Source organism: Streptomyces marincola, from assembly GCF_020410765.1.
Lineage (GTDB): Bacteria > Actinomycetota > Actinomycetes > Streptomycetales > Streptomycetaceae > Streptomyces > Streptomyces marincola.
On the sequence record NZ_CP084541.1, the window covers coordinates 269340 to 292096 of the forward strand.

Annotated in this window: 15 protein-coding genes and 1 pseudogene; 5 read left to right on the forward strand and 11 right to left on the reverse strand. The window is 74.6% G+C overall.

Annotated features, from left to right (window positions below; translation table 11 throughout):
• Positions 1-35: 35 nt before the first annotated feature.
• The 4 genes from LC193_RS01085 to LC193_RS01100 all read right to left on the reverse strand — a co-directional run bounded on the left by LC193_RS01085 (position 36) and on the right by LC193_RS01100 (position 3746).
• Positions 36-830 carry an ABC transporter ATP-binding protein gene (locus LC193_RS01085; RefSeq protein ID WP_226070404.1) on the reverse strand — a complete coding sequence of 265 codons (795 nt, stop codon included), beginning with the start codon at positions 828-830 and terminating at the stop codon, positions 36-38.
• Positions 827-1915 (reverse strand): FecCD family ABC transporter permease, encoded by a 1089-nt coding sequence (locus LC193_RS01090; protein ID WP_226070406.1) that lies wholly within the window; start codon positions 1913-1915, stop codon positions 827-829. The genes LC193_RS01085 and LC193_RS01090 overlap by 4 nt, the downstream gene beginning before the upstream one ends.
• Positions 1912-2673: a class I SAM-dependent methyltransferase gene (locus LC193_RS01095; protein WP_226070408.1), complete on the reverse strand. Its 762-nt coding sequence runs from the start codon at positions 2671-2673 to the stop codon at positions 1912-1914. The genes LC193_RS01090 and LC193_RS01095 overlap by 4 nt, the downstream gene beginning before the upstream one ends.
• Before the next feature lie 68 nt (positions 2674-2741).
• Entirely contained in the window at positions 2742-3746 is a 1005-nt protein-coding gene (locus tag LC193_RS01100) for an ABC transporter substrate-binding protein (protein ID WP_226070411.1), read from the reverse strand.
• Between the two features lie 220 nt (positions 3747-3966).
• On the opposite strand from LC193_RS01100, the gene LC193_RS01105 reads away from it, so the two are divergent.
• From LC193_RS01105 to LC193_RS01115, 3 genes are all read left to right on the forward strand, one after another.
• Positions 3967-4743 (forward strand): SDR family NAD(P)-dependent oxidoreductase, encoded by a 777-nt coding sequence (locus LC193_RS01105; RefSeq protein ID WP_226070413.1) that lies wholly within the window; start codon positions 3967-3969, stop codon positions 4741-4743.
• Positions 4744-4795: 52 nt separating this feature from the next.
• Positions 4796-5425, forward strand: coding sequence for a TetR/AcrR family transcriptional regulator (locus LC193_RS01110; protein ID WP_226070415.1), 630 nt, complete (start codon positions 4796-4798; stop codon positions 5423-5425).
• A gap of 495 nt (positions 5426-5920) precedes the next feature.
• Positions 5921-6607 carry an HAD family hydrolase gene (locus tag LC193_RS01115; RefSeq protein WP_226070417.1) on the forward strand — a complete coding sequence of 229 codons (687 nt, stop codon included), beginning with the start codon at positions 5921-5923 and terminating at the stop codon, positions 6605-6607.
• Between the two features lie 85 nt (positions 6608-6692).
• Here LC193_RS01115 and LC193_RS01120 read toward each other — a convergent pair whose 3' ends face one another.
• A complete protein-coding gene (locus LC193_RS01120; RefSeq protein WP_226078430.1) occupies positions 6693-7892 on the reverse strand; it encodes a S8 family peptidase in 1200 nt (399 codons plus the stop codon).
• Between the two features lie 358 nt (positions 7893-8250).
• Between LC193_RS01120 and LC193_RS01125 the strand changes: the two genes are divergently transcribed.
• Together LC193_RS01125 and LC193_RS01130 are read left to right on the forward strand one after the other, a co-directional pair.
• A complete protein-coding gene (locus tag LC193_RS01125; protein ID WP_226070419.1) occupies positions 8251-8673 on the forward strand; it encodes a VOC family protein in 423 nt (140 codons plus the stop codon).
• Between the two features lie 182 nt (positions 8674-8855).
• Positions 8856-9842, forward strand: a complete 987-nt coding sequence (locus LC193_RS01130) for a class I SAM-dependent methyltransferase (RefSeq protein ID WP_226070421.1) — start codon at positions 8856-8858, stop codon at positions 9840-9842.
• On the opposite strand, the gene LC193_RS01135 is transcribed toward LC193_RS01130, so the two are convergent.
• From LC193_RS01135 to LC193_RS01160, 6 genes and pseudogenes are all read right to left on the reverse strand, one after another.
• Complete coding sequence (locus LC193_RS01135; protein ID WP_226070423.1) at positions 9778-11574, reverse strand: FAD-dependent monooxygenase; 1797 nt, start codon at positions 11572-11574, stop codon at positions 9778-9780. The genes LC193_RS01130 and LC193_RS01135 overlap by 65 nt on opposite strands.
• Positions 11571-12356, reverse strand: coding sequence for a bifunctional 2-polyprenyl-6-hydroxyphenol methylase/3-demethylubiquinol 3-O-methyltransferase UbiG (ubiG, locus tag LC193_RS01140; RefSeq protein WP_226070425.1), 786 nt, complete (start codon positions 12354-12356; stop codon positions 11571-11573). Before ubiG ends, LC193_RS01135 begins: the two co-directional genes overlap by 4 nt.
• 13 nt (positions 12357-12369) lie before the next feature.
• Entirely contained in the window at positions 12370-14211 is a 1842-nt protein-coding gene (gene asnB, locus LC193_RS01145; RefSeq protein ID WP_226070427.1) for an asparagine synthase (glutamine-hydrolyzing), read from the reverse strand.
• A 1-nt stretch (position 14212) separates the two neighbouring features.
• On the reverse strand, positions 14213-14755 hold the full coding sequence (locus LC193_RS01150; RefSeq protein WP_226070429.1) for an SRPBCC family protein: 543 nt from the start codon (positions 14753-14755) through the stop codon (positions 14213-14215).
• A gap of 119 nt (positions 14756-14874) precedes the next feature.
• Positions 14875-15564, reverse strand: a complete 690-nt coding sequence (locus LC193_RS01155) for a class I SAM-dependent methyltransferase (protein WP_226070437.1) — start codon at positions 15562-15564, stop codon at positions 14875-14877.
• Positions 15564-22742: pseudogene (locus LC193_RS01160) on the reverse strand (type I polyketide synthase); the annotation flags it as partial. The pseudogene LC193_RS01160 and the gene LC193_RS01155, both read right to left, overlap by 1 nt.
• Positions 22743-22757: the final 15 nt, after the last annotated feature.

Sequence of the window (22757 nt, forward strand, 5' to 3'; positions counted from 1 at the left end):
GCCCCGGCGGCCCGGCGCGTCCGCCCGCGGACGCGTCAGGCGGTCGCCGGTCCTGGCAGGGGGTCGAGGCGCAGGTGCGGCCGTGCGAACGGCCCGGGGACCAGGGTGGCCCGCACGCCGTAGACCCGTTCGATGTGCGCCGGCGTGAGCACCTCGTCCGGCGGCCCGTGGGCCACGACGCGGCCCGCGTCCAGCAGCACGAGCCGCCCGCAGTACCGCGCCGCGAGGTCGAGGTCGTGCAGGGCCGCGACCACCGTCACCGGAGCGGCGGCCAGGAGTTCGAGCAGGCCGAGCTGATGCCTGACGTCCAGGTGGTTCATGGGCTCGTCGAGCAGCAGGACGCCCGGCTCCTGGGCGAGCGCCCGCGCGATGTTCACGCGCTGCCGCTCCCCGCCCGAGAGCGTGGGCCAGGACCTGTCGGCGAGGCCGGCGACACCGAGCCGTTCCATGGCCTCCCGTGCCACACGCTCGTCCTCGGGGCCCGGCGCGGCCAGCCGCGGCCGGTGCGGGAGGCGGCCGAGCGCGACGACGTCCCGCACCCGCAGCTCGACCTCGGAGGCGACCTCCTGGGCGGTGAAGGACAGGCGCCTGGCCACGTCCGCGCGGCGGAGCGAGGCCAGGTCGACACCGTCCATCAGCACCCGGCCCGCCGACGGCCGCCGCAGTCCCGCGAGCAGCCGCAGCAGGGTGGACTTGCCCGAGCCGTTGGGGCCGATCAGCCCGGTGAAGCCGCCCGCGGGCGCGGTGAGTGTGACGTCCTCGACGAGCCGGCGACCGCCCGCCGTCCAGGAGACCTCGTGCGCCGAGAGCACGGCGGCGTGAGCGTTCACGGCGCGGACACCCGCCTCATGAGGAGGACGGCGAACGCCGGCACCCCGATGAGCGCGGTGAGCACGCCCACCGGCATCTCCTGGGGCGCGAACACGGTGCGGGCGGCGGTGTCGGCCCATACCAGGAACGTCGCCCCGAGCAGGGCGCCCACCGGGAGCAGCGCGCGGTGGCGTCCGCCCACCAGGAACCGCGCCGCGTGCGGGACCAGCAGCCCGACGAAGCCGATGGCTCCGCTGGCCGAGACCAGCGCGCCCGCGAGCACGGCGGTGCCCGTGTACAGGGCAATCTCCGTCCGGCGCGTCCGGACCCCGAGGCCGGCGGCGGCCTCCCGGCCGAAGGCCAGCGCGTCGAGGGCGCCCGCGTGACTCCAGCACAGCACGAGCCCCGCGGCGACGGCGGCGGCGCAGACCGCCACGCTCCCCCAGGTGGCCGAGGCCAGCGACCCCATCAGCCAGAACGTCATGCTGCGGGTCTGCTCCGCGTCGCCCGCCCACAGCACGGTGAGGCTGGTGAGCGCCATGAACAGCTGCGACACGACGACGCCGGCGAGCACGACCCTGGTCGTGCCGCCGAGCGCGCGTCCCAGCAGCAGGAGCACGCAGCCGAAGGCCAGCAGCGCCCCGGCGAACGCGCCGGCCGGCAGGGCGAGCGCCGCGCCCGAGCCGGCGCCGAGCACCAGGACGGTGACGGCGCCGGTCGACGCGCCGGAGGACACGCCGAGCAGGTAGGGGTCGGCCAGCGGGTTGCGGGTGAGGGCCTGGAGCACCGTGCCGCACAGCGTGAGGCCGGCGCCCACGAGGGCGGCGAGCAGCACGCGCGGCACCCGCAGGTCCCAGACGATCGTCTCCCGCAGCGTGGGTTCCGCCGGGCCGACCGCGCCGAGGCGTCCGGCGATGACGCGCAGCACCTCGCCGGGCGGCAGGTCGGCGCTGCCGACCGTCACGGCCGTGAGCGCGGACAGCGGGAGCGCGACGGCACCGGCCGCGGCCCACAGGACGGCCGGGCGCCGGGCGGCCCGCGGCGGGGCCTGGGCGCGCCCGGGCCCCGCCGCGGGCTGCCGCGCGGTGGCGGGGCCGGAGGTCATCGGCGGGCGAAGACGACGTAGTCGTCCAGGTACTGCCAGACGGTGCCGACTTCGGAGAACCCCGCGGTCCGCAGGGCGGCCAGGTGGAAGTCGAGCCCCGACAGGGGCTGCGGCGGCCGGTCGGCGAACCGGCGTTCCCGCTCCGCGGACCTGGCGGCCAGGTCGGGCACCTCGGCGGCGCGGGCGAACCAGTCGCCCCACGTGTCCGCGCCGGCGGCGAACGCGGCCGTCTGCGTCTCCTCGTCGTGCCGCTCGGCCAGCGCGCGCAGGGTGGGGAAGCCGGGGCCGTACCTGAGGTGGTCGGCGTTCATGAGCAGCGCGCCGGGCGCCAGGTGGGCCGCCAGTTCGCTGTAGACGTTCAGGAGTTGCCCCGGGGACAGCCAGTGCAGGGCGGTCGAGGTGACGACGGCGTCCCAGTTCCCCGGTCCGAGGCGGGCGAGCCAGCCCGGCTCGGCCAGGTCGGTCTCGGCGGTCGTGGCGCGGTCGCCGTGGTCGGCGAGGACGAGGGTGGCCAGGCGCAGCAGCAGGGGGTCGTAGTCGACGGCCGTGACGGACGCCCGGGGGAACGCGCTCAGCAGCCGGTCGGACAGCGAGCCCGGGCCGCAGGCGAGGTCGAGGGCCGTGAAGTCCTCGGGGAGGTACAGGCGCAGCACGTCGAGCATGGTGGTGAAGCGTGCTTCGCGGTGGGCTATGTAGGCGGCCTGCTGGTCGTCCCAGCGCGTGAGCAGCTCGCGCGGCGACGGGGGGTGGTCGGTCATGCCGGGTCCTTCGGGTGCGGTGGTGGCAGGTCTTGCGGGTGTGTGTGCGGGGGGTGGCGGAGCGCGGGTCAGCCGTCGAGGTCCGCGAGTCCCTCGCTCAGCGCCTCGACGGCGCCGACGCTGCGGACGGACGGGTCCATGGCGGAGCCGGGGACGGTGATGATCCGGTCGGCGCGGACCGCGTCGAGCCGCGAGGCGGCGGGGTGGGAGCGCAGGAAGTCCTCCTTGGCGGCGGCGCTGTCGCCGTCCCCGCCGCGGGTCAGGTCGGCCAGGACGATCACGTCGGGGTTCCGTTCCGCGATGTCCTCCCAGGCGCCCGCGAACCACTTCTGGTCCACGTCGTCGAAGGCGTTGCGCGCGCCGATGGACCGGCTGGTCGTCGAGGGCAGCCCGCCGGCGCCGGCGATGTGGGGCGTCGAGGTGCCGGAGTAGTACCACATGAGGTCGAGGCCGTTGGCGTCCGGCGCGGTGGCGAGCGCGGTGTCCAGCCGCCGGTTCAGGGAGTCGACGAGGTCGGCGCCGCGTTCGGGGACGCCGAAGATCTCCGCGATCTCGGTGATCTCCGCGAAGAGCGCCTCGTGGGTGTCCTCCTCCCAGGTGAGCGCCGGGTCCTCGCAGTCGTGGCCGGACAGGTAGGCGGGCACGTCGAGCGCGGCCCAGTCGGCCCGTTCGCCCGCCGCGTCGGGGGCGAAGGCCGAGGAGAGCGTGGAGAACAGGAAGTCGGGCTCCTCCGCGAGGACGGTCTCGCGGCTCGGGTACTGCTCGGCCAGGACGGGCACGTCCGCGTAGGCGTCGGCGAGTGTGCCGAGGACCGGGTCGGTCTGGTAGCTGGTGCCGATCATGCGGTCCTCAAGCCCGAGGGCCAGCATGATCTCGGTGGCGTTCTGCTCCAGGGCGATGGCGCGTTCCGGCGGTTCCGCGATGGCCAGTTCCCGGCCGCAGCTCGTCACGCCGACGCCGTCGCGCGCCCCGTCCTCGCCGGCTTCCCGGTCCGCGCCGCCGGCGCCACAGGCGGTCGAGCCCACCACGAGCAGCGCAACGGCGAGCACCGCCCTCCTGAAAACGATTTTCATACGCAGCACTGTAATGGATGCTTTTCGGCCACCCGCACCAGGGGACCGCGAACGTCGCACTCGCAATCGCGTCGACCACGCCCACCGGGCGGGTCCGCGGATCCCGGTCGCCGGGATGCTGGACTACAGGCGTAAATTAGATGGGGCCGCGCCGATCGGCGCGGCCGGCAACACGGCGCCCCCGCCCCGGGGCGCCGGCAGTGGACAAGGAAGTCACCCCATGGAACTGAACGGTTACAAGATCATCGTCACGGGCAGCGCGCGCGGCATGGGCGCGGCCACCGTGCGGTCCTACGTCGCCGCCGGCGCGCGGGTCGTGGGCATGGACGTCGACCGCGAGAGCGGCGAGCGGGTGGCCGCGGCGGCCACCGAGGCGGGCCCGGGCTCGGCGGCGTTCATGACGGTCGACATCGCGGACCCGGAGTCCGTGACCCGCGCGTTCGACGCGGCGGCCGAGCAGCTCGGCGGCCTCGACGTGCTCGCCCACCCGGCCGCGATCCAGCGCTCGGGCGACGCCTCCTCGGTCACGCCCGAGGACTGGGACGTGATGATGGCCGTCAACGTGCGCGGCACCATGCTCACCAACCAGGCGGCCCACCGCCTGATGGCGCGGAACGGACGCGGCTCGGTCATCAACTTCGGCTCGGTCTCCGGTCTGCGCGCCGAGCCGGGGGCGCCCGCGTACTCCGCGTCCAAGGGCGCGGTGCACTCCTGGACCCGCACCGCCGCCGCTGCCTGGGGCGCCGACGGCGTCCGCGTCAACGCGATCCTCCCCGCCATCGCCACCCCGATGTACGAGGAGGCGCTGGGGCGCCTCGACGAGGACGGCATGACGGCCCACTTCTGGCAGAACGAGCAGTCGATCGCCCTCGGCCAGAAGTACGGCGACCCCGATCGCGACCTCGGCCCCGTGATGGTCTTCCTCGCCTCCGAGGCGTCCCGTTTCATCACCGGGCAGCTGATCCCGGTCGACGGAGGCCAGACTTCCGTACGATGAACGCCGACCGGGGGGTTCCCGCCTTCGGTCCTGACCCCCCGGAAGGACACCCATGCCCGGTTCAAGCGCACGGCGGGGCAGCGCGGAGGCCGCCGACCGCGCCGAGCCGCGAGCCGTGCGCACCCGCGAACGCCTGACGAACGCCTTCCGCGACGCGTTGCCGGAAACCTCCCTCGACCAGCTCTCCGTCGCCGAGATCTGCCGCCGGGCAGGCGTCCACCGGGTGACGTTCTACGGCCACTGGCCCGATATCCGGTCTCTCGCGGCCGAGGTGTTCGCCCAGTCCGTCGACAGGCTGGCGCGCGTGCCGCAGGACGTGATCAGCGCCGCCGCGGGACCCGCCGACCTCGCCGCGGCGTACGAACGGGCGCTGCGCGGGCAGTTGCGGGAAATCCTCGATCAACGCGCCGCCTACCGGGCCCTGTTCACCTCCGACACGGACGCCGGCTTCCGCCGCCGCCTGGAGGCGGCGCAGCGCGAACGGGCGCTCGCCGCGATCCGCGAACTGACCCGCCTGGGCGTCGCCGTGCCCGGCGCCGCCGCCGGGTATCCCGCCGGATACATCGCCGGCGGCGTCGTCACCGCGTTCGAGACGTGGGCCCTGGGCGACGCCACCGACGTGGAGGCGGCGGCCACCGATATCGCGGCCCAACTCCCGCACTGGTGGCCCAGGCACGGCTGAGTCGCGGCTCGGGCCGGCCGGCGGGCGGGTCGCCCGGCCACGCCAAACGCCCGGTATTCACCGCCGCGTGGCCGGATCGGCGCGCACCCGGCGGGCCATGTCCGGGACAATGCCGGGTCGACAGCGAATTTTGTTGTGCCCGGGGCATATTACGCACCGTCTTCTCCGGCGGGACCGCCAATTACCAGCCGGTCCCATTCGCGCCTTCCCTGACGCACGACATGGCGATCGTGGAGAGAATTCGCCATCCTTCCGGATTCCGTTGCCGTTTCACACACCGCCCGGTAGCGTTTTTGGTGATCTTGCGCAGCGGCGGGACTCGCCGCACGCAGCCGGTGCGGCGCACCGGTCTCACCGATCACCGGGGGGTACGCGTCACGTGACCACATCCGCCGCAGCAGACTTACACCGCGCAAGGAACCGCGCCCGGGCCGGCACACGCGGGGCACTCCCCCGGATTCCGGCGCGGATCCGGGCACGTGGCGAGGGGGAACGATGACGGATGTCGCCGTCTTCGACCTCGACGGCACGCTGATCGACACGCCACGGGGCATTGTCGACACCTTCACGGCCGCGTTCGCCACCATGGCCTGGGACCGGCCCGACCCACGGGAGGTGCGGGCCACGGTGGGCCTGCCGCCGGCCCGGGCCTTCGGGCGGCTGATGGGCGCGGGCCCCGAGGACGAACGAGTCGCCGAGGGCATGCGCCAGTACCGGCGGCACTTCCGGATCATCGTGCTGCCCCGGGCACCCGACCTGCTCTTCCCCGGCGTCGCGGCCGGCCTCGCGGCCCTGCGCGCCCAGGGGCTCGCCCTGGCCCTGGCCACCGGGACGCTGCGCGAGGACGCGGACGCGCTGCTGACGGCGGCCGGCCTGCGCGACCTGTTCGACGTGGTGGTCGGCGCCGACCAGGTCACCCATCCGACGCCCCATCCGCAGACCGGCCTGACGATCCTGCGCTCCCTGGGCGCCGCGCCGGAACGGGCCGTGCTCGTCGGGGACACCGCCGGTGACCTGGTGATGGCCAGGGCCTGCGGCATGCGGTCGATCGCCGTCACCTACGGGCTGCACGGCGCACCGCAGTTGCGCGCCGCACGGCCCACCTGGCTGGCGGACAGCTTCGAGGAGGTCGTGGCCAGGCTGACGGCCTGCCGCGCGCGCTCGGCCGCACCGGCCCGGTGAACGCGTCGGTGCCCCTGGCCGTCCCCGACCGGCCTGCGCCCGGCCGGGGACGGCCGGGGGCGCCGGCCCGGGACGTTTCCGGGCGTCACAGGTCGCCGGTGGCGAGCAGCCTGTTGGGCGAGGTCTTGGTCACGTCGAGCACGTCCTCGGTCGACTGCTCGACGATCCAGTCCCCGGTCTCGCGCGGCGTGGCACCGGGGTTGGCCTCCTGGTGGAGCGCGGCGACGCCTGATGCGTGCGGGGCCGCCATGGACGTGCCGTCCTTCGCGGTGCCGCCGCCGCCGAGTCGCGCCGAGACGACCGCCTGCCCGGGCGCGTAGAGCTCAAGGCAGGGGCCGAAGTTGCTGAAGCCGGTCTCCCGGTCCTCCGGGTCGCTCGCCCCCACGGTCAGCGCCCGCTCGGCGCTCGCGGGCGACACCTCGCAGGCGTCCCTGCTGTCGTTGCCGGCCGCGACGACGGGCAGGATGCCCCGCTCGGCGAGCTGGTCGACGGCCTCGTTGACGGCCCGGTTGAACCCGCCGCCCAAGGACGCCTGCGCGATGGCCGGTCGCTCCGCGTGCTCGGCGACCCAGTCGAAGCCCGCGATGATCTGCGCCCAGGAGCCCCGGTTGTCGCACCCGAGGACGCGCACGCTGACCAGGGCCGCCTCCCGGGCCACCCCGTAGGTGGCGCCGCCCACGGTGCCCGCGACGTGCGTGCCGTGCCCGGCGCAGTCGGCGCCGTCGCGCCCGTCGCCGACCGAGTCGAAGCCGCGCACCGCGCGGCCCTCGAACTCCGCGTGCGCGAACTCGATCCCCGAGTCCACCACGTAGACCGTGGTACCGGCTCCGGTGCCGCGCACCGTGAACCGCTGATCGAGCGGCAGGTAGGGCTGGTCGATGCGGTCGAGACCCCAACTCGCGGCGTCCGCCCGGGGCGTGGGCGCGGCGGCGGGACTTCCCGAGGCGTAGGAGTCCTCCTCGACAGCCGTCACCTCGGGCCGCTCGCGCACCGCGGCCAGTTGATCGGCGCTCAGCTCCGCGGCGAAGCCGTTGAGCGCGACTGTGTAGGTGAACAGCGGCTCGACGCCGGGAAGCGCCTCGTCCAGAACGGCGCCCGGGGACGCGCCCTCCCCGACGGTGACGATGTACCGGCCGGGGATGGGGTCGGCGGCGCGGTGCAGCGGAGCCGGCTCGGCGCGGGCCGGCCCGGAGTCGCGGGGCACGGCGCCCTGCGCGGCCACGGCGGGCAGAGCAGCCACGGCGAGGAGGAGGACTGCTGCTGCTGCGAGGGCCGGGGGCCTCATCTGCGGTGCCATACCGACGACTCAAGCAAGCCGCACCCCCACCCGTCCATCACTCCTGGCGATTTCACCGTGACGATGCGTGCTCGACGGCGCGGGTGCGCCGCACGCGCGCGTCGCGCGCCGGGCGCGTCCGCACCACGCCGGCACGCCCGCCGCGTCGGGCGCGAGCCACGAGCCACGAGCCACGGACCACGGGGCCACCCGCCAGGCGACGCCCGTCCCGCAGTACAGGACCGAAGCTGTCCTGTACCTCTGCCATCGTGGCGTACGAGCCGTTCGGGAGCATCGCTCCCGGTCACGGCAGCCGCCGGACCGTCGGCGGTCGGCGGCGCGTTCACATCGAGGCAAGGAGCAGGCCATGTCCGTCACGACCACCACCCACCTGAACTTCCGGGGCAACGCGCGGGAGGCGCTGGACTACTACCACTCCGTCTTCGGCGGGCGTGCGGTCACGGTCACCTACAAGGACGCCGGCGCCGTGCAGGAGGAGAGCGAGGCCGACTGGGTGATGTGGGGCGAGGTCGTCGGCGAGAACGGCTTCCACGTCATGGCCTACGACGTGCCCTCGCAGCTGCCCTGGAGCCGGGGCGAGAACCCGTTCTTCGTCTCCGTGCGCGGCGAGAGCGCCGAGGAGATCAGCGCCCTGTGGGGCAGGCTCGCCGAGGGCTCGGCCGTCGTGCGCCCGCTGGAGCCCGCGCAGTGGGCGCCGCTGTACGGCATGCTCACCGACCGGTTCGGCGTCACCTGGGTCCTGGACGTCGCCGCCCCCTATCAGGGCTGAACCGACCCGACGCGTCCGGGCCCCCGCCGCTGCGCGGGCGGCCCGGACGGCGCGGGCGCCGCGCACCCGTTGCACCCGCCCGCGCGCCCGGGAACCTCCCGGCTCACGCCGCCCGAGCGAGCCGTCGAGCGGGGCAGCGACGGCCGTACCGTCCCCGCCGGGCCGCCCCGTAGGCTGCCTCCGTGTCCGTCGAACATCCGCTTGCCTATGTGCTGGGTCTTCAGGGCCTGGCCCTCATGCGCGCGTTCACCGGCGAGTACGACCGCGCGTTCGTGGCGGCCCGGCTCGCGGAGATCCGCGCCCTGCTCGACGACGAGGAGCTGGCGAACGCCGCGGTCGAGGTCGCGCGCGTGCCACCGGCCGAGGGCTACCGCCTCTGGGCGGAAACGTACGACGACGCGCCCAACGCGGCGTTCGGCCACGACGAGCAGGTGGTCGACCGGCTCGCCGACGGGCTGCCAGGCGCCGCTGCCGTGCTCGACGCCGCGTGCGGCACCGGCCGGCTCGCCGTGCGCCTGGCCGGGCGCGGCCACCGCGTCGTGGGGGTGGACGCCTCGCCCGACATGCTCGTGCGGGCCGCGCGGCGGGTACCGGAAGCGGCGTTCGCACGCGGCGCTCTGGACCGGCTGCCCGTGCGCACGGCGGCCTTCGACCTGGCGGTCTGTTCCCTCGCGCTGACCCACGTGCCCGGACTCGGGCCGGTCATGGCCGAGTTGGCGCGCGCCCTCCGCCCCGGCGGGCAGTTGGTGATCGCGGATGTCCACCCGGAACGGGTGGCGCGGGGCTCGGCACCCCCGGTGCGCGGCCGGGACGGCCTGCCGGGCCGCATCGCCAGCCACCGCCACGCGGTCGGTGACTACCTGCGGGCCGCGCTCGCGGCCGGTCTGGTCGTGCGCGGCTGCGACGAGCCGCTTCCCCCCGCCGCGCCGGTCCCGGCGACCGGGACCGGCGCGGCGGGGGGCGTGGGCGCTCGCGGCCCTGGCGCCCGAGGCGGCCAGGGCCGCGAGCGCCGGGGTGCCGGCCATGCTGATCTGGCACTTCGCCAAGCCGGGCCCGCCCGGCTGACCGCGCCCCGCCGGCCTGGGCGGCGAGCGCCGGGGCCGGTCAGGCGCCGGGGCCTGCGGCCCGGCGCGGGGCGGGGTCGGGCTGGCGGAGGACGCGGGCCATGACCTCGGGCAGTTCCTTGGCGTGCCCGTGGTCCCTGGCGCGCCAGGCGACGTGCCCGTCGGGCCGGACCAGGACGGCGCCGCTCTCCTCGACCTCGCGGAGCTCGGCCCAGGTCCCGTACGGGTCGCGCGGGCCGCCGCCCGCGCCGATGGGCAGGACGGCGACCTCGACGCCCGTGTCGAGCGCGGCGTCCCTGGCGGCGTCCCGCCAGGGCTCGCCGCCTGGCCCCGTCAGCAGCGTGAACCTGCCCCGGCCGGTCACATCCAGCGTGGAGCAGCGGTGCCTGCCGTTCTCCAGCCAGGCGTGCGGCAGCCGGGCGCCCGGCCACGTGGTCGCCCGGTAGTACAGCTCGGGGTCGCGTTCGTCGGCCGGTTCCGGCGTGCCGTCGGGCACGAGCGCGCCGGTGCGGTAGCGGTAGCCGAGTTCGACCCCGTGCGCGTTGGCCTGCCCGTGGATGGCGGCGGTCGCGGCGGCGAGCGCGGCGCGCCGCCGCCTGGCCTCCTCGGTGTCCTCGTGCAGGGTGTCGAGCAGCCGCCACTGCTCCTCGGGGCTCTGCCCCTCGGTGAAGCCCAGCGCCTGCGGGATGCCGATGAGGTCGACCATGCTGCGGAACGCCCGGTCCACGATCTGCCGCCCGACGGGCTGCCGTTCGTCGTGGTAGGTGTCGAGGAGCCCGGGGCCGGCCAGTCCTTCGAGGGCCAGTTTCAGTTTCCAGCACAGGTTGAACGAGTCCGCGACGGCCGAGTTCAGACCGAGACCGTTCGTCGGCGGGTTCTGGTGGACGGCGTCGCCGACGCAGAACACCCGGCCGCTCGCGTAGCGGGGCGCGACCGCGCTGTTGACCTCCCAGGCGGAGACGTTCTTGATGGTGACGTCCACGGTCGGGTCGCCGATGCTCTCCCTGATGCCGGCGCGCACCGCCTCGTGGTCGTCGACGTCGACGTCCGCCGCGGGCGGCGGGAACGTGAGGTGCAGCCACTCGGTCCAGGGCCGCAGGCTGACGAACACGCGCCCGTCGGCCGGGGGGCTGCCAGGTACCGCGCCCATGTAGAGCAGGGCGGGCCGGTGGGCGCTGTAGCGGGACAGGTCCGCCTCGAACCAGGTGGTGACGGCGCGTGCGATGCCGGTGGCGCCGTCGAGGGCGATGCCGAGCTGCGCCAGCACGCGGCTGCGCGCGCCGTCGGCGCCGATGAGGTAGTCGGAGCGCACGGTGTAGTCGCGTCCCGTGCGCCGGTCGGTGATGCGGGAGGTGACGCCGTGCCCGTCCTGTTCGAGCGAGACGAACTCGTGGCCGAACCGCAGCTGTCCGACGCACGCCTCCTCCACGGCTTCCACCAGCAGCGGCTCCAGCAGGTGCTGCGGCAGGTTGCACAGGCCGCTCGGGCTGGCCGCGCGGTACTCCCCGATCCGGTCGGGGCCGTTCCCGTAGGCTCCGATACGGGCCACCTCGGGTCCCGCGAAGGTGGACATGAACACGTGGTTGGCCATCAGGTGGCCAGGAGTCGCGCGGGCCTCGACGCGGTCGGCGATGCCGAGATCGCGGAAGATCTCCCCCGTGCGCTGGTTCAGCAGGTGCGCGCGGGGGGTGTGGGCGGTGCCGTGGTGGCGGTTCACCAGCAGGTGGGGCACGCCGTAGCGGGAGAGGGCGAGTGCGGCGGTCAGGCCGGCCGGGCCCCCGCCGACGATGAGCACCGGCACCCGGATGTCGGGGGCCGTTCCCTGGCCGCTTGTCATCGGTGCGCCTCCCCGGTCCTGCGGGCGTAGCCGGCGTAGAGGCCCGAGGTGTCCTTGCTGACGTCCATGCCGAGCTGCCGCCCGAGTTCCCCGTAGGTGATCTGCCCGCGGACGCGGCTGCGCGCCAGGCGCAGCACCTCGCGCGGCGCGCGGGCGGGGGCGAAGCCGACGAGTTCGAGGTTGTCCAGGCCGTGCCGGTCGAACAGGGCCCACAGCTCGGCCGGTTTGATGAACTTCCGCCAGTCGTGGAGGTCGCGCGGCGCCCAGGCCACCGACTTCCAGTCCTGCGCCATTTTGATCATGCCGATCCAGGACTTGAACGTCCGGTTGATCGTGTCGTACAGGTAGTAGCCGCCGGGCCGCAGCACGCGGGCGACCTCGCGGATCGCCTGGTCGGTGTCGGTGACGTGTTCGAGCGTGTCGCAGCAGTAGACGAGGTCGAAACTGCTGTCGGGGAACGGCAGCCGTTCCGCGACGGCCTGCCGGTAGTCGATCCGCAGCCCGGAGGCCGCGGCGTGCGCCGTCGCCGTCTCCAGCGAGGCGGCCGAGGGGTCGATCCCGGTGACGCGGCAGCCCGCGCGGGCGAACTCCTCGGCCAGCAGCCCGCCGCCGCAGCCGATGTCGAGGACGGGCGTGTCCTTCAGGTCGACGCCGAGGGTCTCGGTGAGCACCCGGTGGAAGTAGGCGAACCGGGCGGGGGTGAACGCCTGGAGCGTGGCGAAGGGCTGATCGTCCCGCCACCAGGCGTCAGGAGCGTTGTACAGGTCGTTGTCGACGGCCATGGTCGGCTTCTCCTCAGGAGATCTTGATGACGGGGCGCCTGACATCCAGCCAGGTGGCCAGGTCGAGGACGCGTTCGAACGCCTCCCTGGCGTCGCGGGCCACCGCTTCCGGCGGTCCCGAGACGGCCGCGCGCAGCGCGTCGCGGTCGAACCAGTCGGTCGCCTGGTGGGCGGCCGACAGCAGGTCGCCCACCTGCCGCTGGAGGGCGGCGACGTAGCGGAGGTCCTGCGTGGTGGGGTACAGCGCCTTGCGCCGGTCGGCGACGGAGGCCGGGAGCAGGCCGCGCACGGCGGCGCGCAGCAGGCTCTTCTCACGGCCGTCGAACGTCTTCATCGACCACGGCGTGTTGTACACGTACTCGACCAGCCGGTGGTCGCAGAAGGGGACGCGCACTTCGAGGCCCACGGCCATGCTCATGCGGTCCTTGCGGTCGAGCAGCATGCCGAGCAGGCTCGTCAGGTGGACGTGGCAGAACTCGCGCATGCGCCGCTCGTGCGGGTCCTCGCCCTCGCGGACGGGGAGGCCGGCGACCGCCTCGGCGTACCGCTGCGCCCAGTAGCCGGGGATGTCGAGCGTGGACAGCAGCAGGTCCGGGTCGATGAGCTTGGTCGGGTGGCCCGCGGGGTCGAGCTGCGAGGCGGTGACCCACGGGAACGCCGCCACCCGCTGCACCACCGGCAGGTGGAACCAGGGGTAGCCGCCGAACACCTCGTCGGCCGACTCGCCGGAGAGCGCGACGGTCGAGTGCTCGCGGATGGCCCGGAACAGCAGGTAGAGCGAGTTGTCGGCCTCGCCGAAGCCGAACGGCTGGTCGCGCGCGGTGACGGTGGCCACGCGGACCTCGGGGTCGGCCAGCTCCTGGTGGTCGAGCGTGATGGCGTGGTGCTCGGTGCCGACGTGCTCGACGACCTCGCGGGCGAACGGCGCGTCGCGGCTGCCGCGCAGCTCGTCGGCGGCGAACTCGCCGCGCTGCTCGTAGTCGACGGTGAAGCTGCGGGCCCGTTCGCCGCGCCGCCCCATGGCCCTGGCGGCCAGCGCGGTCAGGGCGCTGGAGTCGAGGCCGCCGGAGAGCAGGACGCACAGCGGGACGTCGGCGACGAGCTGCCGGGCGACGATGTCGTCGAGGAGTTCCGCGACGCGCCCGACGGTGGTGTCGGTGTCGTCGCGGTGCTCGGTGGCCTCAAGCCGCCAGTAGGTGTGTTCGCGCACCCCGGAGCGGTCGACGGTCACGACGGTGCCGGGCGGCACCTCCCGCATACCCGACCAGATGGCCCGGCCCGGCGTCTTGACGAACCCGAACAGCTCGCGGAGCCCGTCGGTGTCGACGACCGCCTCGACCTGGGGGTGGGCCAGGACGGCCTTGGCCTCCGAGCCGAACAGCACGCCGTCGCCGAGCGGGTGGTAGTACAGCGGCTTGACGCCGAGCCGGTCGCGGATCAGCACGAGCCGGTCGGCGCGGCCGTCCCAGATGCCCATCGCGTACATGCCGTTCAGCCGGTCCGCGACGGCCGCCCCCCACTCGACGTAGCCGCGCAAAACGACCTCGGTGTCGCTCGCGGTGCGGAACGCGTGGCCCCGGCGGCGCAGTTCCGCCCGCAGCTCGGTGAAGTTGTACGCCTCCCCGCTGTAGGTCACGACGACGGGCCCGTCGGGCGTCTCGGCGGTCATGGGCTGCGCGCCGCCCTCGATGTCGATGACGGCGAGCCTGCGGTGGCCGAGCGCGGCGTGCGGGCCCAGCCAGGTGCCCTCGGCGTCGGGACCGCGGCAGGCCATGGTGGCGTTCATGCCCGCGAGGACCGCGCCCTCGCGGGCGAGGTCGCGTTCGAACGAGATCCAGCCGGTGATTCCGCACATGTCACTGCCCTTCCGGCCGGCTGTCGGACGGCGCGCTGCCGGGCCGCGCCGCCCGGCGCGCCAGGTAGCCGGGCAGCCCGTCGATGTGCGAGCGGCCGGTCGGCGCGAACGCGAGCAGGTCGAGCGGGTAGCTGAAGTACCGCCAGGGCGTCCGCAGTTCGGCTGCCCATCGCCAGCTGAACCGGGCGCCCTCCTGCGTGGGCTCGACGACGTAGTCCTCGACGAGGCGGCGGAAGATCGCCCGGGTTCCCGCGACGCCGGTGAACGTCTTGCGCCGGCCCTCGTCCCAGCGGTAGAAGCGCTCGCGCAGTGTGAAGTTGCCGCTCATGGCGACCTCCCTCGTCGTGCCGATGCCGAAGGGCCGCGGCGAGGTCCAGGTGAGCCGGCGCATCCCCCGCGTCCAGCTCGACACACCGTCGCCGGTGAGCGCCGCCCAGGTCTCCTCGGCGGAGAAGGGGACATCGACGGAGCGCGCGTGCCGCAGCGGTGCCGCGGTGAGGAACGAGTCGTCTGCTTCCTCTATCGGATACCAGTGGCTGCCCATGGGCGGGTCCTTCCGGGGCTCGGGGTGCGGGTCGGCGGGGAAACGGATGGCGGGCGGGCGGGTGGGCCGGCCGGCCAGGGCAGGGGCGGGCGGCCGGGACCGCGCGGGGCGCGGGACGGTCAGGCGGGGGTCCAGGCGCGGAAGAGGCCGACGCAGCCGCGGACGACGAGCTCGTGCCGGGGGAAGTGCGCGTCGAGCCGGTCGCGCAGGTCGCCCAGGGAGTCGCGCTCGTTGTGGAAGACGCCCTTGCGGTTGAGCTCACGCATGAGGAAACGACCGGCCCGGGTGACCGGCACGCCCGAGGCGAGGATGGTGCTGCCGAACACGACGCCGCCCGGCCGCACGGCGCGCGCCGCGTGGGCGAGGGCCACGCCCTTGTCCGCGATGCTGCCGGGGAGGCAGTGCAGCAGGAAGCTGAGGGCGGCGGAGTCGGCCTCGCCCTCGGGCAGCGGCAGCGGTTCCAGGGCGTTGGCGACGACGCGTTCCGTGCGGTAGCGGGCCAGGCGTTTCGCGGTGTAGTCGAGCGTCGCGGGGTTGAGGTCGACCAGCGTGATCCGCGGGTCCGGCACGGGGAAGCGGGCGTGGTGCAGCAGGTATCCGGTGCCGACGCCGATCTCGACGTGCCGCGCGCCGGCGCAGGTGTCGTACAGCTGCCGGAAGTTGCGCGGCGGGCAGCGCCAGAACCAGGGCGCGCTGCCGTGCATGACGAACAGGTCGTAGAACGCGAGGGCCCGCCGGTGGTAGGGCGCCTGGCCGTCGTGGACGGCCCGGTGGTCGGCGTCCGGCGCGGGGTCGTGGTCGAGGGTCATCACTGTCCTTCCGTCGGGGTGCCGGCGCGTGCCCGCGCGGCCCGGGACAGGCCGGTGAGCAGGTCGCCGATGGCGCGCGCGGTGGTGTCCGAGTGCTCGGTCAGCAGGGTGAAGTGGTCGCCGGGAGCCTGGTCGGCGCGGTGCGCGGGCGGCCAGGAGGACCGCCAGCCCTCGGTGGGAAAGCCCGGCAGCGGCCCGGCGGCGGCCAGGTGCAGCACGGGGGTGGCCAGGTCGGTGGGCCGCCAGTCGGCGAACAGCCGTGCGTAGCCGCCCATCGCGGTCAGGCAGGTGTCGTCCCACGGGTCCTGCCGGGAGTGGCCCGCCCGCCCCGCGCCGCCGGTGTCCGGGACGGCGCCGGGCCCGAGCCGTCCCGCGATGTCGGCCTGGATCAGCGGGAGTGCGGCGCTGCCAGGCCAGTAGCTGTCCAGCAGCAGCACGGCCAGCGGAGGCGGCCCCGTGCGTTCCATGCGGGCGGCGACGGCGTGGGCGATCCAGCCGCCGGCCGAGTGGCCGAGGAGCACGAACGGGCGGCCGTCCGCGCGGCGTTCGGCCTCGGCCGCGTGCAGTGCCGTGAGCGCGTCGAGGTCGGCGGGCAGCGGCTCGTCGCCGGTGAACCCCGGCGCGGGCAGGGCCCAGATGTCGTGCCCCCGCCGGGCGGCGGCGAGGCGGGCGTACTGCTGGGCGCCCGAACGCGTGGCGAACGAGGGGAAGCAGAGCAGGGCGGGGCCGTCGCCGCCTCGGGCGAGCCGCACGGCGGCGGGCCCGGCCGGCGGGGCCGCCGCGGTGAACGAGGTCCTGAACCGCGCGGCCACCGCGAGGAGTTCCTGGAATTCCGCCGCCCTGCCCTGCGCGGCTGCCCGGGCCGCGAGGCCGGTCAGCGTGCCGGGGGCGGCCCCGCCTGCGGGCGCGGGTCCTGCCGTGGCGTCGAGCCCGGCCCGCAGGTGGGCGGCCAGCGCGTCGAGCGTGGGGTGCTCGAACACGGCGGCGGTGGCGAGCGGCACGCCCGTCGCCTCGTGCAGCGAGCCGCGCAGCTCGGCGGCGGCGAGCGAGTCGAACCCCAGCTCCGGCAGGCCGAGCGCGGCCTCCACCGCCTCGGTGGTGGGGTGGCCGAGCACGGCGGCGACGTGGGCGGCGACCAGGTCCCGCAGCACGGCGTGCGCGTCCGGGCCGGCCAGCCCGGCGAGCCGCCGCCGCAACGCGCCCCGCTCCTCGGCCGGTTCCGCCGGTTCCCCGGGTCCTGCCGGGGCCCGGGCGGCTTCCGGCGGCGCGGTGGCCGCCACCCGCGGGCGGGGCGGCGCCGCCTCCGGCCAGTAGCGCGCCCGCTGGAACGCGTACGTCGGCAGCGCGACCGGGCGCGTGCCCCAGGGCGCGAACACCCGCTCCCACGCCACCGGCACGCCGCGGGCGTGCGCGTGGGCCAGCCCGGCGAGGACGCCGTCGGCCTCGGGCCGGCCGCGCCGCAGCAGCGGCACGGCCGCGGCGCTGCCGACCGGGCCCGCGCCGTCCGCGCCGTCCGCGAGGGCGTCCCGCACCAGCGTGGAAAGACCGCCGCCCGGGCCCGCCTCGACGAACGTGGTCACCCCCGCCGCGGCCATGCCCCGCAGCCCGTCGAGGAACCGGACGGGGTGCCGCACGTGCCGGGTCCAGTACTCCGCCGAGCAGACCTCGTCGGTGACGGCGGTCCCGGTGACGTTGGAGACGAGCGTCGTGCGCGGCGGCCGGTAGTCCAGGCCCTTGGCGACGCGCGCGAAATCGTCCAGCATCCCGTCCATCAGGGGCGAGTGGAACGCCCGGTTCACCCGCATCCGCCGGGTGCGGTGGCCGCGTTCCGCGAGGGCCGAGGCGATGGCGGTCACGGCCGGCTCGGTGCCGGAGACCACGGTCGCGGCGGGGCCGTTGACCGCGGCGATGCCGGCCGCGCCCTCCCACCCGGCGAGCAGCGGCAGCACCTCGGCCTCGGCGGCCCGCACCACCGCCATCGCGCCGGGCGCGGTGGCCGCCATCAGCCGGCCGCGGGCGGCGACCAGCGCGGCGGCGTCCGGCAGCGACAGGACGCCGGCCACGTGGGCGGCGGTCAGCTCGCCGAGTGAGTGCCCGGCCACGACGTCGGGTTCGACGCCCCAGGACGCCAGCAGCCGCGCGAGGGCGACGCCGACCGCGAACAGCCCGGCCTGCGTGAACACCGTCTCGTCGAGCAACGCCGCGTCCCGGGTGCCCTCATTGGCGAACAGCACGTCGCGCAGCGGCCGTTCCAGGTGCGGGTCCAGGTGCGCGCACGCCTCGTCAAGCGCGGCGGCGAACGCGGGGAACGCCGTGTGCGCCGCACGCCCCATGCCCGGTGTCTGGCTGCCCTGCCCGGGGAACAGGAACGCGGTGGCGCCGCCGGCCGCGACGCCGCGCAGCACCCCGGGCGCGACGCCGCCGGAGGCGAGCGCGTCGAGCCCGGCGAGCAGCGCGGCGCGGTCGCCGCCGACGAGGGCCGCGCGGTGCGGGAGCGCGTCCCGGGTCAGCGCGAGGGCGTGGGCGATGTCGGGCACGGGCACCTCGGGCCGTTCCGCGAGGTGGTCGCGCAGCCGCCCGGCCTGGGCGCGCAGCGCGGGCCCGGTCGCGGCGGACAGCAGCCACGGCACGGCGGCGGGCGGCTGCGCCGTCCCGTCCCCGGCCGGCTCGGGCCCGGGTCCGGCCTGCGGCTCGGCCTCCGGGGCCTGTTCGAGGATGACGTGGGCGTTGGTGCCGCTGATACCGAACGCCGACACGCCCGCCCGGCGGGGGCGCGGCCCCTGCGGCCACGGCCTCGGCGCGGTGAGGAGTGCGACGCCGCCGGCCGACCAGTCGATGTGCGGGCTCGCCTCGTCGGCGTGCAGGGTGCGCGGCAGCGTGCCGTGCCGCATGGCGAGCACCATCTTGATCACGCCGGCCACGCCCGCCGCCGCCGCGGTGTGACCGAGGTTCGACTTCACCGCGCCGAGCCACAGCGGGTTCTCCGCCCCGCGGTCCCGACCGTAGGTCGCGAGCAGCGCCTGGGCCTCGATCGGGTCGCCCAGCGGGGTGCCGGTGCCGTGGGCGTCGACGGCGTCGATGTCGGCGGGCGTCAGACGGGCGTTGGCCAGCGCCTGCCGGATGACGCGTTGCTGCGAGGGGCCGTTGGGCGCGGCGAGCCCGTTGGAGGCGCCGTCCTGGTTGGTCGCGGTGCCGCGCACGAGCGCGAGCACCGGGTGGCCGTTGCGGCGCGCGTCGGAGAGGCGTTCGAGCAGGAGAACGCCGACGCCCTCGCTCCACGCGGTGCCGTCGGCCGACGCGGAGAACGCCTTGCACCGGCCGTCGGGGGCCAGGCCGCGCTGCCGGCTGAAGGCCACGAACGCCTCGGGGGTGGAGAGCACGGTGACGCCGCCGGCCAGCGCGAGCGAGGACTCGCCGCTGCGCAGCGACTGGCAGGCGAGGTGCAGCGCCACCAGGGACGAGGAGCACGCCGTGTCCACGGTCACCGCGGGCCCTTCGAGGCCGAAGGTGTAGGCGAGGCGCCCGGAGAGCACGCTCGCGGCGTTGCCGGTCAGCGCGTACCCCTCGGAGGCGCCGGTGGTGCCGCGCACGAGCAGGGGGTAGTCCTGGCCGCTCGTTCCGGCGAACACGCCGGTCCTGGTGCCGCGCAGCGTCTCCGGCGGGATGCCGGCCCGTTCGAACGTCTCCCACGCCGCCTCAAGCAGCAGCCGCTGCTGCGGGTCCATGGCCAGGGCCTCGCGCGGGCTGATGCCGAAGAAGCCCGCGTCGAACTCGGCCGCCCCGTCGAGGAATCCGCCGTGCCGGGTGTACGACGTGCCGGGCCGGTCCGGGTCCGGGTCGTACAGCGCGTCGAGGTCCCAGCCCCGGTCCTCGGGGAACGGGCCGATCGCGTCGCCGCCCCGGTCGAGCAGGTCCCACAGGTCCTCGGGCGAGGCGACGCCGGCGGGGAAACGGCAGGCCATCGCGACGATGGCGACCGGGTCCTCCGCGGTGCCGACCGGGTCCGGGGCCGGGGCGAGGGCTGCGGGGGCCTCCTCGTCGGCGGGGGCGTCCTCGGTTCCGGCGAGCCCGGTGAGGAGGAACGCGCCGAGCGCGGCGGGCGTCGGGTGGTCGAAGACGACGGTCGCGGGGAGGGCGAGCCCGGTGGCCGCGCCGAGCCGGTTGCGCAGCTCGACCGCCGTGAGGGACACGAAACCCAACGCGGTGAAGGGGCGTTCCGGGGCGATCGGCTCGTCCCGGCCGAGTACCGCGGCGATGTGCCGTGCGACCAGGTCGGCGACGGCGCGGGGCCGTTCGCCCTCGGGAAGCGCGGCGACCTGCCGGCGGAACGCCGGGACGGCCGTGCGGTCAGGGTCCGGGCCGAGCGGGTGGTCGGCGGGAACGGTGTCCACCCAGTAATGGCGGCGTTGGAATGCGTATGTGGGTACGTCCGCATACGCCTCCGCGAGCGCTCGTTCCTGGCCCGGGAAAAGGCGGGACCAGTCCACATCCACACCCCGCACGAACGCCTCACCCACCGACAGCAGAAACCGCCGCATACCCCCCTCACCACGCCGCAACGACCCCACCGCGGAAACACCCTCCATCACCGGCACCAACACCGGATGACCACTGCACTCCACAAACACCACATCATCACCGAACGACCGAACCACATCATCGAACAACACCGGCCGCCGCAAATTCTCAAACCAATACTCCCCACCCAACCCCTCCATATCCAACAACCCACCCGACACCGTCGAATAAAACGGCAACACCCCCCGACGCCCCACCACACCCACCAACCCCTCAACCAACCGCTCCCGCACCACATCCACCCCCGGACCATGCGACGCATAATCCACCGCCACCCACCGCACCCCCACACCCCGCCCCTCACACAACCCCACCAACCGCCCCAACGCCCCCACCCCACCCGACACCACCACCGACCCAGGACCATTCACCGCAGCCACCACCAACCCCCCACCCACCTCACCCAACAACCCCTCCACCCCCGACACCGACAACGACACCACCACCATCCCCCCACCCCCCACCAACTCCCCCACCAACCCAGACCGCAACACCACCACCCGCGCACCCTCCTCCACCGACAACCCACCCGCCACCACCACCGCAGCCACCTCACCCTGCGAATGACCCACCACCCCCCGCACCACCACACCCAACGACTCCCACAACCGACCCAACGACACCATCACCGCCCACAACACCGGCTGCACCACCTCAACCCGCCCCAACCACCCCTCATCACCCGACCGCAACACCCCCACCAACGACCACCCCACCAACGGCTCCAACGCCCGCTCACACACCCCCATCCACTCCGCAAACACCACCGACTCCTCCAACAACCCCACCACCAACCCCACCCACTGCCACCCCTGACCCGGAAACACCAACACCACCCCACGACCACCACCAGAAACAGACCCACCACCCGACACCGACCCAGAAACAGAACCCACCACCGAACCAAAACCAGAACCAACACTCACCACAGAACCACCCGACACCACACCCGACTCCACATCCCCCACCAACCCATCCAACCCACCCACCAACTCCTCCCGCGAACCACCCACCACCACACCCCGCACCCCAAACACCGAACGACCCGCCAACACCCCACCCACCACACCCACCCCCACACCAGAACCCCCACCCACCACCCACTCCCGCAACCGACCCACCACACCCACCAACCCACCCACCGAACGCCCCGACACCACCCACACCACCACACCACCAGAACCACCCGAAACAACACCAGAACTGGAACTCACCGGCGCCTCCACCACCGGCGCCTCCTCCACCACCACATGCGCATTCGTCCCACTGGCCCCGAAGGAGGAGACGGCGGCGCGGCGGGGACGCCCGGTGTCGGGCCAGTCGATGGCGCTCGTCAGCAGCCGCACGGTGCCGGACGACCAGTCGACGTGCGGGCTCGGCTCGTCCGCGTGCAGCGTGCGCGGCAGCACCCCGTGCCGCATCGCCATCACCATCTTGATCACACCCGCCACACCCGCGGCGGCCTGCGTGTGCCCGATGTTCGACTTCACCGACCCCAACCACAACGGACGCCCCTCCGCCCGCTCCCGCCCATACGTCGCCAACAACGCCTGCGCCTCGATCGGATCACCCAGACGCGTCCCCGTCCCATGCGCCTCCACCACATCCACATCAGCCGCGGAAAGCCGCGCATCCGCCAACGCCTGCCGAATCACCCGCTGCTGCGACGGACCATTCGGCGCCGTCAACCCATTCGACGCACCATCCTGGTTGACGGCTGAGCCGCGGACGACGGCGAGCACCGGGTGCCCGTTGCGGCGCGCGTCGGAGAGCCGTTCGACCAGGAGAACACCGACGCCCTCGCCCCAACCGGTGCCGTCGGCCGACGCGGAGAACGCCTTGCACCGCCCGTCGGGGGCCAGGCCGCGCTGCCGGCTGAACTCCACGAACATCCCCGGCGAGGCCATCACCGCCGCCCCACCCGCCAACGCCAGCGCGCTCTCCCCACGCCGCAACGACTGACACGCCAAGTGCAACGACACCAACGACGACGAACACGCCGTATCCACCGTCACCGCAGGACCCTCAAGCCCGAAGACGTAGGAGACGCGGCCGGAGATGACGCTCGCCGCGCCGCCGGTGAGCAGGTAGCCCTCGAAGTCGTCCTCGGCCCGCTGCATCAGGGCCGCGTACTCCTGGTGTCCTGTGCCCATGAACACACCGGTGTCGCTGCCGCGCAGGGTGGCGGGGTCGATCCCGGCCCGTTCGATCGCCTCCCAGGACGTTTCGAGCAGCAGCCGCTGCTGCGGGTCCATCCCGAGGGCTTCGCGCGGGCCGATGCCGAAGAACTCCGCGTCGAACTCGGCGACGCCGTCGAGGAATCCGCCCTCGCGCCCGTAGGTGGTGCCGCGGCGGTCGGGGTCGTCGTGGAACAGGTTGTCGAGGTCCCAGCCGCGGTCGTCGGGGAACGGGGCGATGGCGTCGCGGCCTTCCGCGAGCAGGCGCCACAGCCCCTCCGGGCTGTCGACGCCGCCGGGGAATCGGCACGCCATTCCCACGATGGCGATGGGTTCGCCGTCGGCGGCCTCCTTTTCCTCCAGGCGCTTTCGGGTCTCGTGCAGGTCGGTGGTGACCCGCTTCAGGAAGTAGCGGAGTTTTTCTTCTGCGGCCACGTC